The following is a 13837-nucleotide window of genomic DNA, read 5'->3' as shown; positions in this document are numbered from 1 at the left end:
ACTCTCCGCACAGAAAGATGCACATGACGATCACTCAAGAGCAGGCGACCTGGTTCTCGCAGACGTTCTCGCAGATCTCCGACAACGTGGAGCGCGCGATCCTCGGTAAGCGTCAAGTGGTCGAATTGGTGGTCACTGCGATGCTCAGCGACGGCCATGTTTTGCTCGAAGACGTGCCAGGCACCGGAAAGACGTCGCTCGCACGCGCTGTCGCGCAATCCGTTCAGGGGACGAACACTCGCATTCAGTTCACGCCCGACCTGTTGCCGGGTGACATCACGGGAATCACCGTGTACGACCAGAAGAGTGGCACGTTCGAATTCCACTCGGGCCCGATCTTCGCCAACATCGTGCTCGCTGACGAGATCAACCGTGCGAGCCCGAAGACGCAGTCGGCGCTGCTCGAAGTCATGGAAGAAAAACGGGTCACGATTGACGGAGTCACCCGTCCGGTCGGTGAGCCGTTTCTCGTGTTGGCAACGCAAAACCCCGTTGAGCAGGCAGGCACCTACCGCCTCCCCGAAGCGCAGCTCGACCGTTTCATGATGCGCACATCGCTCGGATACCCCGACCATGCGGCGACGGTGCGTATTCTCGACGGCGGCTCGGTCGCGACCGCTGAACTCTCACCTGTCATCACCCCGCAGGCCTTGGCAGGCATGGCCGATCTCGCAGCGACCGTGTACGTCGATGCCCTCGTGCTCGACTACATCGCGCGTCTCGTGGATGCCACACGATCGGCCGACGAGGTACGGCTGGGCGTCAGCATCCGTGGTGCGCTTGCCCTCACTCGATCCGTTCGCACGCGTGCAGCGTCGCAAGGGCGCACCTACGTCACACCGGACGATGTGAAGTCACTAGCGGTCTCGGTGCTCTCGCACCGGCTCATCTTGCACGCGGCGGCAGAGTTCGACGGGGTCACTCAGGAGGCGGTCATCGGCCAGGTCTTGCTTGATGTCGCACCGCCCTCGCAGCGTGAGGCCGGATGAGCCCGACCGAACCTCGAATCGCACGGACGTCGACATCGACGTCCGCTCACACGGGCCAGACCACTCGTACCCAAACGAGTGTGCGCCGTGGCCGACGGGTTGTCGCGGCTGTCGTTTGGACGTCGACGGCATGGCGGGCTGTCCGTCGCGCCGCGAGAATTGCGCTCGTCTGGAGTGCACGGACAGTTCGACCGGCCGGCGCGATCGTGGTGGCGACGGCGACGGTCGGGCTGGCGCTGGGGCTCCTCTTCGGCTGGGTCGAGTCCATCGTTGCGGCCGTTGTTGCGCTGGTACTTGTCGCCCTGAGCGTTCCCTTTCTCTTCGGCGCTCGTTCGTACGCGGTTGATCTCACGCTTGGTCATGATCGCGTGACGGCCGGAGACAGTGCGGGGGGAGAGATTACCGTGCGGGCTGTCGGCAGCCGAGTGGTGCTGCCCGGGCGGCTCGATGTGCCGGTTGGTGCTGGTCTCGTCGAAGTGGGCGTTCCGCTCCTTCGTCCGGGGCGTTCCGTAGCGCAACCGTTGGATTTGCCGGCACTTCGCCGTGGTGTTGTCACGGTGGGACCGGCTACAACGGTCCGCTCGGACCCCATCGGATTGCTGCGGCGGGAACATACCTTTGATGACGTACACGAGCTTTTCGTGCACCCACGCACGGTGGCGCTGCCGTCGACGAGTGCGGGCCTTATCCGCGATCTCGAGGGCAATCCCACCCGGCGTCTCGTCGATGCGGACATGTCTTTTCACGCCATCCGCGAATACGCACCCGGTGATTCCCAGCGACAGATCCACTGGAAGTCGACCGCCAAGACCGGTCGACTCATGGTTCGTCAGTATGAGGAGTCACGACGCTCTCGGATGGCAGTCGTGCTGGCGGCATCGCGGGACGAATATTTGGATGCCGACGAGTACGAACTTGCGGTGGCGTGCGCGGCATCCCTCGGGCTACGAGCGCTGCGCGATGCGCGTGATCTCGACATCATGACGGGATCAGAGATACCTCGAGTCGTGCGTGGGCGTATTCGGGCTCTGGAACGAGTGCCCGTTGCAACCCCCCGCGCGATGCTCGACGGATTCAGTCGAGTCGAACTGCACGACACGACAATGCCCGTTGGCGACGTTGTGCGCTTTGCGGTTGATGCGGGTGACCGACTGTCAGTCGCGTTCGTCGTGGTCGGCTCGACGCTTTCGCTCACGCAATTGCGAAGAATTGCACTCCATTTTCCTGCGGATGTCGCGGTGTTCGTCATCGTGTGCGATGAACGAGCTCATCCGAGGATGCAGGCGATTTCTGGTCTGACCGTGCTTACCGTCGGTGTCGTCGAAGACCTCGCGGGTCTGCTTCTCAAAGGGGCAGGCTCATGAGTGTCGCTCCAACTGTCGCAAGGGTGGTGTCGGGATCGGTCTACGTCGGCGTCATCGTCACGCTCGCAGCGATCGCGGCGTGGCCGGTATACCGTAACGCCCAGTTCGTGCTGTTGGTAGCTGTCACCGTTGTGGCGGCCGCAGGAATCGCCTGGCTCGCCGTGTGGCGAAAACTTTCCGCCTGGCTCATCGCTCTGTGTCTTACCGGCGCGATCATCGTGCTCGGGGTGCCGCTGGCGGTGCCTTCTCGTATGACCAGCGTGCCCGCGGTCGCCGCGGGCCTTGGCGATGTGCTCGCCGGCACAGTCCTGGGGTGGAAAGACCTGCTGACAGTGGAACTGCCGGTCGGGAACTATCGAAACCTTCTCGTGCCTGCACTCCTCGTCTTTCTCGTGGGCACATGTGTGGCGCTCCTTCTTGCATGGAGGTCTGATCGGATCGGTGCCGGCGCGGTCATCGTCGGCATCGCAATGCCCTTCTTCGGGCTACTCTTCGGGCGCACGAGCGTCAGTGATTCTGTGAGCCTCGGCGCTCTAGAAATTGTGGCACCGGTAGAAACTCTCATCGGAGCCGCGACGCTGCTCGCGTCGGTTCTCTGGCTGTCCTGGCGCAGTCGCGACGAGCGTCAGCGTGCGCTGCAGCGCGTCACCATCGCGAGCGGGGCGCGAAGCGCGGTTCGCGGTTCCCGTTTTGATCGATCGCGCGCGGCGCTTGCCGCGGCGATGGTGGTGTGCTCTCTTGTCGTAGCCATCGCCGTCGTGCCGTGGGCGAGTAGCGCCCTGTCGCGTGACGTACTGCGCTCAGCCGTCGGTCCTGACCTGAATCTCACGGCCGAGATAAGCCCGCTCGCCGAGTATCGGCTGCAGTTCGCGGATTCCCGCGCCGAAGAGGTGCTGTTCACCGTGACATCGACGGGGGAGATGCCCGACCGCATCCGAGTGGCGACGTTGGACAACTACGACGGCGAGGTCTACCGCGCGGGGGGAGAGTCGGGGTCAGCGACATTCGTGCGCGTCCCATCAGCGCTCGATGCGGGCAGCGGCACACAGTTCGACCTCGACGTCGAAATCAACGGTCTCCGTGGTGTCTGGGTTCCGACTGCCGGGAACCTCGTCGAAGTTTCTTTTTCCGGTGATCGCGCGGCGGCCCTCGCCGATGCTTTCTATTACAGCCAAGATGCTGCGGCCGGTATCGAGACTGCCGATGGTGGGCTCGAAACGGGGGATGCGTACCGCATCACATCCGTAACGCCGACAACGAGCGACCTGACCCAGATCGAGGCTCCCGGCACCAGCGACATGACTGTCGAGCTGCCAGCAAACCTGGAGTCTTGGATCGAGGAACACGTCTCGGGTTCGGGTGGCGAGGCCCTCGACGGGCTCGTGAAGCTTCTGCGTGAACGTGGCTATCTCAGCCATGCGCTTTCTGCGGGCGACGAAACGCCTGTCTGGGCGCAATCATTGGGCGACTACAGTTTTCAGCCGAGCGCGTCGGGCCACTCGCTCGCACGGATCGACACGCTATTTTCGCGATTGCTCGAGCGAGAGAGCGACCCTCGAGCGAAGAAGTCCGAAAACTATGTTGCCGCAGTGGGTGACGATGAGCAGTTCGCCGTCGCTGTCGCGCTGATGGCCGAGAGTCTGGGATTCTCGGCTCGCGTTGTCGTTGGCGCACGTTTGAGTACTACGGATGCCACACTCTCAACGTGCGACGAAGGAGCCTGTCGCGCGGCGGACCTTGCCGCCTGGACCGAAGTGCTCTCTGCTGACGGTCAATGGATACCCATCGACGTGACACCGCAGTACGCGCAGTCTCCGAGCTTGGAGGTCACCGAACAGCGCGATCCTGAAAACGTGACCGAGGTGCGTCCGGACTCTGTCGAAGAAGTCGTTCCCCCGAACCCGGTGCAAGACGACACAACACGCGACGAAAACAGCGAGAATGACGACGCCGATTTGTCATGGCTTTGGGTGAGTCTTCGCATAGCAGGCTTCTCGCTACTCGTCATTCTGGTGCTGTTCGGCCCGCTTTTTCTGGTAGCAGCCGCACGGGCACTCCGTCGGCGTGGGAGGCGCTCTCGTTCCGAGCCGGTCGGGCAGATCGCTGGAGGGTGGGACGAACTCATTGACTCAGCTGTTGACGCGGGCCACAGCGTACCGCGACTTTCGACCCGGTCCGAGCTTGCCGTAGCACTAGAAACACGCACCGCTGCCGCGCTTGCGCTCGACGCGGACAGGGCCATCTTCTCGGCCGACGGCGCATCTGAGGCTGAGGCTGATGCCTTCTGGGCCGCTGTGGAACAGGAACGACGCGCCTACGCGAGAGAGGGCAGTCTCTGGCATCGGGTGAGAACGGCTCTATCGTTGAGATCGTTCATTCGTTTTAGCGCGTCGCAACCCGAACGCCGTGCCGCAGGAAGCCTTGAGAGGAGGAAGCGTCGCAATAGCCGTCGCACCACATCATGAACGATTCCGCTCCCGTCATCGGGGTACTGATCTCCCTCTTTGTCCTGCTGCTGCTCTACATCTGGCTGGCCATCGCCCTGTCCGCGGTCTTCCGAAAAGCTGGCGCGGCGCCCTGGAAAGGCTGGGTGCCCATCGTCAACACGGTCACCCTGCTGCAGCTGGGCGGGTTTTCAGGGTGGCTCGTCTTGCTGGGGCTCATCCCGATTTTCGGTGTTATTCTGCTGCCGGTCACGATCATCGTGGCCTGCTACCAAATCAACCGATCCTTTGGTCTCGGTCCCGGGATGACAGTGCTTGCCGCATTTCTCTTGCCGGTGTGGGCCACGGTGCTCGGATTCGGGTCGGCTCGTTGGCTCGGAACCGACAACGCCACGGAGTCGCCGCACGCGGGGGTCGCTCCTGATTCGTACGGTCAAGAGCCGCGGCCCTCTCTCGTGCTGCCGCCGATTCTCACTGAGCCGTTGCCCGACCAGAAGGGCGAGGAGTATCCGGACCCGGTGCGAAACGGACCGACCGTTTCATCGTGGTTCGGCTCCAGCATCGTGCCGCCGGTCGAACCCGAGCAGACGCCGAACACCACAGAAAATGCCGACACGGCAGACCTCAAGCTCCTCTTCGGGGACGTCACGCCTACGCGGGCCGACGTGCCAGCGGCGCCGGTCGCCGAACGCGAGCCGCAGCCCGAGTCCGTGTCGGCACAGCCCGAGCCGAATGTCGCGCCCGATCCTGAACCAACGCCTGAACCAACGCCTGAACCAACGCCTGAGCCAGCTGCCCCGGTGATGTCAGCTCCGGACTGGTGGAGCCCCCTTCCTCATGAGGAATCACCGGCGCCCGAGTCAGAGCCCATCGACGACATCGCGCGCACCACGGGCGGCAGCGTCATCTCCGAAGTGCCGTCGGCACCCGCTGCTGTGGGAAGTCGTTTTAGCGACGGTCTGGCCGCTGACGATGCAATCGACAGCGATGATCTCGATGAGTCCAACGTCATCGTCCCCCCACCGGCCGTGACGCGCCCGCCGGCTCCAGAGTCCGCAGGCGCGCTCTGGGCGAGGCGTACTCCGGCTCCTCCTGAGAACGAACCCGAGAATGATGGATTCCCCGAGGCATCCGGTGCGGTATCAGCCGTGGTCGGCGTCCCGGATGCCGGCGCCCCACGCTCAGCGCTCTCCTCAGTCTCGGCGCTCTACGCGAAGAGCGGGTCCGATGAGGACGAGAGTTTCGACGAGACGATCATTGCCCGACGCCGTCGTGTGCTCTGGCGACTCATACCGCCGAAGGGCGCGCCCATTGATCTGACCGCGGATGCCATCATTCTCGGACGCCGACCGAGTGCAGATCCGGCGCACCCGGGGGCTCAGCTCGTTGCGATCTCTGACGACACACGCACGGTGTCGAAAACGCACGCACTGCTGGTCCGCCGCTCCGACACCTGGTTCATCACCGACCTCGGCTCAACCAATGGCGTGACGTTCGCCACGCTGATGGGTACCGATGTCGACATCGACCCGGGAGTCGAAACCGAAGCTGGTGACCGATTCTTCCTCGGTGATGCGGAAGTGCGGCTGGCCCGGAGCGAGGGATGACCCGGCCCAACGGTGCTGAAAACAGTGCTAACAACGGCGCTGAAAACGGTCTGGAGGCGGGAGTCGACGACACCGTCGTGTCAGCGCGGAAGACTTCCCCGAGTGTCGACGCGGATGCTGGGTTAGATGATGACACGGTTGTCGCCGCGCGAAGAGTGGCGGCAGGTGTCCGGCACGACACAGACGACGAGACTTTCATCGCGTCGCGCAAGTCCCGGGTCGACGACGACGACACCTTCATAGCCGAGCGCGGCGACAAGAACCGCTCGGCGCCGAGCACGCCGGCAGAACCCGTTGTTTCTCCGGAGACCCGCTCCGCTGCTTCCCGGGAGATCTATCGCCCGCGCGCGGCAAATCCCGCGATGGTTACGCGCGCGGCCCCAGCCCCCGCAAGGCCCCAGGCTCCAGCGAGCGGAACGAGCGCGCTCCGGCAGGCGCAGCGAGGTGCTCGGTGGCGCGCGGTCGCGGTTGTTGTGGGCGCCAGCATCCTGATCGTTGCTGTGATCGTGCTGACCGTTGCGCTCGTCGTTTGACCAGCGTCTCTAAACGCGCGTATCATTGACCGGGTGTGCGCCTAGCGCGCCCTGTGTCGTGCTCCGGTACGAAATAGGTCAGCTTGGCACATCATCTCAGGGAAGGGCCTGCGAACAGGCCACCCCCACGGCATATCCACCACAACACACGGCAGTCATTCTGTCGCGTTGGTGGATACATGTGAGCCTCCGGCGACACGGAACGTAAAGATCCGCGAAGCCCGAGGGGAGACACGAAGCTGTCACCGTGCAGCACAATCAAGGAGAGAACGTGCCAACCATTCAGCAGTTGGTTCGCAAGGGCCGCTCGCCGAAGGTCTCAAAGACCAAGGCTCCGGCGCTGAAGTCGAACCCGCAGCAGGCGGGCGTATGCACTCGCGTGTACACGACCACCCCTAAGAAGCCGAACTCGGCGATGCGCAAGGTCGCTCGTGTGAAGCTCCGTAACGGTACCGAGGTCACCGCTTACATTCCCGGCGAGGGCCACAACCTACAGGAGCACTCGCTCGTGCTGGTTCGCGGCGGCCGTGTGAAGGACCTTCCCGGTGTGCGTTACAAGATCGTCCGCGGCGCCCTGGACACCCAGGCTGTCAAGAACCGTAAGCAGGCTCGCAGCCGCTACGGCGCCAAGAAGGGTTGAGTTAGATGCCTCGTAAAGGTCCAGCACCTCGTCGGGTCGTTGTCAACGACCCGGTATACGGCGCCCCGATCGTCACCCAGCTCGTCAACAAGATCCTCGTTGACGGCAAGAAGTCCATCGCTGAAGCGATCGTCTACAACGCACTGCGCGGTGTCGAAGCAAAGAACAGCCAGGATGCTGTCGCAACGCTGAAAAAGGCGCTCGACAACGTTCGTCCGACCCTCGAGGTCAAGAGCCGCCGCGTCGGTGGCTCGACCTACCAGGTGCCGGTTGAAGTCAAGCCGCACCGCGCGAACACTCTCGCGCTTCGTTGGCTCGTCAGCTACGCGAAGGGTCGTCGTGAAAAGACGATGACTGAGCGCCTCCAGAACGAAATTCTGGATGCCTCTAACGGCCTCGGTGCCGCGGTCAAGCGCCGCGAAGACACTCACAAGATGGCCGAGTCGAACCGCGCGTTCGCTCACTACCGCTGGTAACAGCTCTCGGGGCGGACCGCTATTGGTCCGCCCCACCATCCGCCTGATCGCCACCCGCGATCTCTCGGCTTCCGACAGTAAGGAACCCCCGTGGCACAAGACGTGCTCACCGACCTGACCAAGGTCCGCAACATCGGCATCATGGCGCACATCGATGCCGGCAAGACGACGACGACCGAGCGCATCCTGTTCTACACGGGCGTCAACCACAAGATCGGCGAAACGCACGATGGTGCGGCGACGACCGACTGGATGGAGCAGGAGCAGGAGCGTGGCATCACGATCACCTCTGCTGCCGTGACGTGCTTCTGGGACAAGAACCAGATCAACATCATCGACACCCCTGGTCACGTTGACTTCACCGTCGAGGTCGAGCGCTCACTTCGCGTGCTCGATGGCGCGGTTGCTGTCTTCGATGGCAAAGAGGGCGTTGAGCCCCAGTCCGAGACCGTGTGGCGTCAGGCTGACAAGTACGACGTTCCCCGCATCTGCTTCGTCAACAAGATGGACAAGCTCGGCGCTGACTTCTACTTCACTGTCGACACGATCGTGAACCGCCTGAAGGCCAAGCCGCTCGTGCTGCAGCTCCCGATCGGTGCCGAAAACGACTTCGTTGGCGTTATCGACCTCGTTGAGATGCGCGCGCTCGTGTGGCCCGGTGACTCCAAGGGTGACGTCACGATGGGCGCCAAGTACGAGATCCAAGAGATCCCGGCTGACCTCGCCGACAAGGCTGCGGAATACCGCGAAATGCTTCTCGAGACGGTTGCCGAGTCAGACGAAGAGCTTCTTGAGAAGCACTTCGGCGGCGAGGCACTGACTGTTGCTGAGATCAAGGCTGCGATTCGCAAGATGACGATCAACAGCGAGCTCTACCCGGTTCTCTGCGGTTCTGCGTTCAAGAACCGCGGTGTGCAGCCGATGCTCGACGCTGTTGTCGACTACCTCCCGTCGCCCCTCGACGTGCCCGCCATCGAGGCGCACGACCCGAAGGACGAAGAAGTCGTCATCCCTCGCCACGCTGACCGTGAGGAGCCCTTCGCGGCTCTTGCGTTCAAGATCGTGACGCACCCCTTCTTCGGTCGCTTGACGTACATTCGCGTCTACTCGGGTCACCTCGACTCGGGTGCGCAGGTCGTCAACTCCACCAAGGGCAAGAAAGAGCGCATCGGCAAGATCTTCCAGATGCACGCCAACAAGGAGATGCCGGTCGACGCCGTCACCGCCGGTCACATCTACGCGGTCATTGGCCTCAAGGACACGACCACGGGTGACACCCTGTCGGACTCGCAGCACCAGGTAGTGCTCGAGTCGATGACGTTCCCGGAGCCCGTTATCGAGGTTGCGATCGAGCCGAAGACCAAGGCTGACCAGGAGAAGCTGGGTCTCGCGATCCAGAAGCTCGCCGAGGAAGACCCGACGTTCCGCGTCGAGCAGAACTCGGAGACTGGCCAGACGGTCATCAAGGGTATGGGTGAGCTTCACCTCGACATCCTCGTTGACCGTATGAAGCGCGAATTCCGCGTGGAGGCCAACGTTGGTAAGCCCCAGGTCGCGTACCGCGAGACGATCCGCAAGGCTGTCGAGCGTCACGACTACACCCACAAGAAGCAGACGGGTGGATCCGGTCAGTTCGCAAAGATCCAGTTCGCCATCGAGCCGCTCGAAGTCACAGCAGAAACGACGTACGAGTTCTCGAACAAGGTCACTGGTGGACGCATCCCGCGTGAGTACATCGGTCCCGTCGACCAGGGCTTCCAGGATGCAATGAACGTCGGTGTGTTGGCCGGATACCCCATGGTGGGCATCAAGGCGACCCTGATGGATGGCGCATCGCACGATGTCGACTCATCAGAAATGGCGTTCAAGATCGCCGGCTCGATGGGTTTCAAGGAAGCCGTCCGTAAGGCAAGCCCCGTCATCCTCGAGCCGATCATGTCGGTCGAGGTGCGTACTCCGGAGGAGTACATGGGTGATGTCATCGGTGACCTCAACTCGCGTCGTGGACAGATTCAGTCAATGGAAGACGCCGCTGGCGTCAAGGTTGTGCGTGCCAACGTGCCGCTTTCCGAGATGTTCGGATACATTGGCGACTTGCGATCGAAGACGTCGGGCCGCGCTGTGTACTCCATGGAGTTCGACAGCTACGCCGAGGTCCCGCGCGCTGTCGCGGACGAGATCGTCCAAAAGGTCAAGGGCGAATAGGTCCTTGTGTGGTCTCGGTCGCTGAGCTTCGCGACGTGATCGAGACCACCTATACAACTTCACAGCAATACTTACTCCCTCTCTACTAAACTGAGAACCATCCCCGTAGTGAGCCGGCCGCATCCAGCGGCCAGAACACTACACACGACCGTCCTGAGGAGGACCCAGTGGCTAAGGCCAAGTTCGAGCGGACCAAGCCGCACGTGAACATCGGAACGATCGGTCACGTCGACCACGGCAAGACCACGCTCACCGCGGCGATCTCTAAGGTGCTCGCAGACAAGTACCCGTCAGACGTCAACAAGCAGCGTGACTTCGCGTCGATCGACTCGGCTCCCGAGGAGCGTCAGCGCGGCATTACGATCAACATCTCGCACGTCGAGTACGAGACGCCCAAGCGTCACTACGCGCACGTCGATGCTCCCGGTCACGCTGACTACATCAAGAACATGATCACCGGTGCAGCCCAGATGGATGGCGCAATCCTGGTTGTCGCGGCCACTGACGGCCCGATGGCACAGACGCGCGAGCACGTGCTGCTGGCCAAGCAGGTTGGTGTTCCCTACCTGCTCGTCGCACTCAACAAGAGCGACATGGTCGACGACGAGGAGATCCTGGAGCTCGTTGAGCTCGAGGTTCGTGAGCTTCTGTCGAGCCAGGACTTCGATGGCGACAACGCCCCCGTCGTTCGCGTCTCGGGTCTCAAGGCTCTCGAGGGTGACCCCGAGTGGACCGAAAAGATCGTTGAGCTCATGGCAGCTGTCGACGACTCGATCCCCGACCCGGTGCGCGACAAGGACAAGCCGTTCCTTATGCCCGTTGAGGACGTCTTCACGATCACTGGTCGTGGCACCGTCGTTACGGGTCGCGCCGAGCGTGGCACGTTGGCCATCAACTCCGAGGTCGAGATCGTTGGTCTGCGCCCGACGCAGAAGACGACCGTCACCGGTATCGAGATGTTCCACAAGCAGCTCGACGAGGCATGGGCCGGCGAGAACTGTGGTCTTCTTCTTCGCGGTACCAAGCGTGAAGACGTCGAGCGCGGCCAGGTCGTCGTGAAGCCCGGTTCGGTTACGCCGCACACCAACTTCGAGGGCACGGCGTACATCCTGTCCAAGGACGAGGGTGGGCGTCACAACCCCTTCTACACGAACTACCGCCCGCAGTTCTACTTCCGCACCACCGACGTCACCGGCGTCATCTCGCTGCCCGAGGGCACCGAGATGGTTATGCCTGGTGACACCACCGACATGACCGTTGAGCTGATCCAGCCCATCGCCATGGAAGAGGGCCTCGGCTACGCGATCCGTGAGGGTGGCCGCACCGTCGGCGCCGGAACGGTGACCAAGATCATCAAGTAGTCGTTTCGACTGCGGCAAAAGGGGTCGGGCCTTCGGGCTCGGCCCCTTTTGCTGTGCCTGACGCGAAGGTTCGCGTATGTTTCGTTTAGGTGAAGTTCGCTGTCCGGACACATCTGAACTTGTGAGTTTGACCAGAGTGCGGTTATCGTGAGAGCGGGGGAAGGTCGAAGGAAGTTCTTTTCAGAACGTCCTGTGTTGTCACCAGGCTCTTCTCTTTCAGTACAGCGCGATTGACAACGCCCAGACATAATCTGCTTCGTCAGTATCGGAGAAAAAAATGAAGAACCTTCGCACCAAGATTGCTGCGGTTGCTATCGCGGTCGTGGCTCTCATTGCCGCACCCGCCGCAGCCAACGCCTACACGCCCAGCACCCCCGACGGCACAGTTACGATCACTCCTGGTGGCACCGTGACAGTACCGTTCTCGGGTTTCGAGCCTGAAGAGTCGGTCACGTTCACCCTCACGGGTGAGAACGGCGCGGGTGCAACGCTTGCCGCCGTCAAGTTCGTCGTCAACAGCGCGTCGACCACGAAGGCCGCCTCAGCTGATGGTTCGGCAAGTGTCGCCGTGACGCTTCCCGCTAACGCTTCGGGTTCGTACTCACTCGCCGCAGTCGGCGGGTCGTCCGGCGCCTCATCGGCTGTCACCATCGATAGTGGTGTCGCGGCAGGCGGCAGCGCTCTCCCGGCAACTGGATTCGACACCGCGTCGATGACCGGCATCTGGGTCGGAGGTGGCGTACTCCTCATGGGTGGTATCGCCGTCACCGTTATCGCCCTGATGCGTCGCCGTCAGACCGCGTAACTAGATTCAAAAGAAAGCCCCGCGTCTTCGGACGCGGGGCTTTCTTGCTGCCCACACGATGTCGTGAACATCGCGACACGCCCGGGTTTGCGGGCAGCGGAATCCACACGTACACTAGTGAAGTTCCACATTTCGGTGCCCGCATTGCGAGTGCGCCGAATCACTGTCAGGGCAGTGCATAGGTAGCGTGAAAGCGCAGAGTCCTAGGCCGCGGACAGAAGAACATCCAATCCAACTATCTCCACCGGGAAACCGGGTTTCACCTGTGCGTGCAGCGAGAAGTTGGATCCGGCGCGAAAGCGCTGGATTGACATGAAAATAGCGGTGCAGTATCCCCGTGAAAACGGTGTGAAGTGCCGTGGCGCAAAAGCGTCACCGTGCGTCCTATGCCCCCGAACCCGGTGTGGTAAGACGCGAGACAGAGAGTGAGCAGACAATGGCGGGACAGAAGATCCGCATTCGCCTGAAGTCGTATGACCACGCGGGCCTCGATTCGTCGGCGCGCAAGATCGTCGACACCGTGACCCGAGCCGGCGCGACAGTTGTGGGCCCGGTGCCCCTTCCGACAGAGAAGAACGTCGTCGTCGTCATCCGGTCGCCCCACAAGTACAAGGACAGTCGCGAGCACTTCGAGATGCGCACCCACAAGCGTTTGATCGACATCATCGATCCCACGCCCAAGGCTGTCGACTCGCTCATGCGACTTGACCTTCCGGCCGATGTCAACATCGAGATCAAGCTCTGAGGCTCGGCATGGTTGACATCAACTCAAAGATTTCCAAGGGCCTTCTCGGCACGAAGCTCGGCATGACTCAGGTGTGGGACGAGCAGGGAAAGCTCATCCCCGTTACAGTTATCGAGATCTCGCCGAACGTCGTGACTCAGATCCGCACCGACGAGAAGGATGGCTACAAGGCCGTTCAGATCGCCGCCGGACAGATCGACCCCCGCAAGGTGAACAAGCCCCTCGAAGGACACTTCGACGTCGCAGGCGTAACGCCGCGACGCAACGTGACCGAGGTCCGCACCGCTGACGCCGCCGACTACACACTCGGTCAGGAGCTGACCGTTGATGGTGTATTCGACGCAGGCCAGCTGGTCGACGTCGTCGGTACGAGCAAGGGTAAGGGCACCGCAGGTGTCATGAAGCGCCACAACTTCAAGGGCGTTTCGGCATCTCACGGTTCGCACCGTAACCACCGCAAGCCCGGTTCGATCGGCGCTTCGTCGACTCCGAGCCGTGTCTTCAAGGGAATGCGCATGGCCGGCCGTATGGGTGGCGAGCGCGTAACCGTACTTAACCTCACGGTGCACGCCGTCGACGCTGAGAAGGGTCTGCTGCTCGTCAAGGGCGCAGTGCCCGGCGCACGTGGCCGCATCGTTTACGTCCGCAACGCAGTGAAGGGGGCTTGA

Annotated in this window: 12 protein-coding genes; all 12 read left to right on the top strand. The window is 62.3% G+C overall.

From position 1 onward, the window contains the following. The first annotated feature begins 23 nt into the window (after positions 1-23). The 12 genes from G6N83_RS04675 to rplC all read left to right on the top strand — a co-directional run bounded on the left by G6N83_RS04675 (position 24) and on the right by rplC (position 13837). Positions 24-989 (top strand): AAA family ATPase, encoded by a 966-nt coding sequence (locus tag G6N83_RS04675; protein WP_165139834.1) that lies wholly within the window; start codon positions 24-26, stop codon positions 987-989. After that, positions 986-2353, top strand: coding sequence for a DUF58 domain-containing protein (locus G6N83_RS04670; protein ID WP_165139832.1), 1368 nt, complete (start codon positions 986-988; stop codon positions 2351-2353). Before G6N83_RS04675 ends, G6N83_RS04670 begins: the two co-directional genes overlap by 4 nt. Further along, a complete protein-coding gene (locus G6N83_RS04665; RefSeq protein WP_165139830.1) occupies positions 2350-4818 on the top strand; it encodes a transglutaminase TgpA family protein in 2469 nt (822 codons plus the stop codon). Before G6N83_RS04670 ends, G6N83_RS04665 begins: the two co-directional genes overlap by 4 nt. Continuing rightward, positions 4815-6404, top strand: coding sequence for a DUF5684 domain-containing protein (locus tag G6N83_RS04660; protein ID WP_165139828.1), 1590 nt, complete (start codon positions 4815-4817; stop codon positions 6402-6404). Before G6N83_RS04665 ends, G6N83_RS04660 begins: the two co-directional genes overlap by 4 nt. Next, positions 6401-6937, top strand: a complete 537-nt coding sequence (locus G6N83_RS04655; protein ID WP_165139826.1) for a hypothetical protein — start codon at positions 6401-6403, stop codon at positions 6935-6937. Before G6N83_RS04660 ends, G6N83_RS04655 begins: the two co-directional genes overlap by 4 nt. A 271-nt stretch (positions 6938-7208) precedes the next feature. Then, positions 7209-7577, top strand: a complete 369-nt coding sequence (gene rpsL / locus G6N83_RS04650; protein ID WP_013584051.1) for a 30S ribosomal protein S12 — start codon at positions 7209-7211, stop codon at positions 7575-7577. Between the two features lie 5 nt (positions 7578-7582). Continuing rightward, a complete protein-coding gene (gene rpsG / locus G6N83_RS04645; protein WP_165139824.1) occupies positions 7583-8053 on the top strand; it encodes a 30S ribosomal protein S7 in 471 nt (156 codons plus the stop codon). A gap of 90 nt (positions 8054-8143) precedes the next feature. Further along, entirely contained in the window at positions 8144-10258 is a 2115-nt protein-coding gene (fusA, locus tag G6N83_RS04640; protein ID WP_165139822.1) for an elongation factor G, read from the top strand. Positions 10259-10425: 167 nt separating this feature from the next. Beyond that, positions 10426-11619 carry an elongation factor Tu gene (gene tuf / locus G6N83_RS04635; RefSeq protein WP_165139820.1) on the top strand — a complete coding sequence of 398 codons (1194 nt, stop codon included), beginning with the start codon at positions 10426-10428 and terminating at the stop codon, positions 11617-11619. Between the two features lie 277 nt (positions 11620-11896). Beyond that, complete coding sequence (locus tag G6N83_RS04630) at positions 11897-12424, top strand: hypothetical protein (protein WP_165139818.1); 528 nt, start codon at positions 11897-11899, stop codon at positions 12422-12424. Between the two features lie 436 nt (positions 12425-12860). Further along, on the top strand, positions 12861-13169 hold the full coding sequence (gene rpsJ / locus G6N83_RS04625) for a 30S ribosomal protein S10 (RefSeq protein ID WP_045246810.1): 309 nt from the start codon (positions 12861-12863) through the stop codon (positions 13167-13169). An 8-nt stretch (positions 13170-13177) separates the two neighbouring features. Continuing rightward, complete coding sequence (gene rplC / locus G6N83_RS04620) at positions 13178-13837, top strand: 50S ribosomal protein L3 (protein ID WP_165139816.1); 660 nt, start codon at positions 13178-13180, stop codon at positions 13835-13837.

This window comes from Microbacterium endophyticum (genome assembly GCF_011047135.1).
GTDB lineage: Bacteria > Actinomycetota > Actinomycetes > Actinomycetales > Microbacteriaceae > Microbacterium > Microbacterium endophyticum.
The sequence above is the reverse complement of the archived record's forward strand: the minus strand, read 5'-3'. Positions and strand labels throughout refer to the sequence as shown.

Coding starts and splice junctions, on each gene's coding strand:
- G6N83_RS04675 (WP_165139834.1), top strand. CDS start 24: ATGACGATCACTCAAGAGCAGGCGACCTGGTTCTCGCAGACGTTCTCG.
- rpsJ (WP_045246810.1), top strand. CDS start 12,861: ATGGCGGGACAGAAGATCCGCATTCGCCTGAAGTCGTATGACCACGCG.
- rplC (WP_165139816.1), top strand. CDS start 13,178: ATGGTTGACATCAACTCAAAGATTTCCAAGGGCCTTCTCGGCACGAAG.
- G6N83_RS04670 (WP_165139832.1), top strand. CDS start 986: ATGAGCCCGACCGAACCTCGAATCGCACGGACGTCGACATCGACGTCC.
- G6N83_RS04665 (WP_165139830.1), top strand. CDS start 2,350: ATGAGTGTCGCTCCAACTGTCGCAAGGGTGGTGTCGGGATCGGTCTAC.
- G6N83_RS04630 (WP_165139818.1), top strand. CDS start 11,897: ATGAAGAACCTTCGCACCAAGATTGCTGCGGTTGCTATCGCGGTCGTG.
- G6N83_RS04660 (WP_165139828.1), top strand. CDS start 4,815: ATGAACGATTCCGCTCCCGTCATCGGGGTACTGATCTCCCTCTTTGTC.
- G6N83_RS04655 (WP_165139826.1), top strand. CDS start 6,401: ATGACCCGGCCCAACGGTGCTGAAAACAGTGCTAACAACGGCGCTGAA.
- rpsG (WP_165139824.1), top strand. CDS start 7,583: ATGCCTCGTAAAGGTCCAGCACCTCGTCGGGTCGTTGTCAACGACCCG.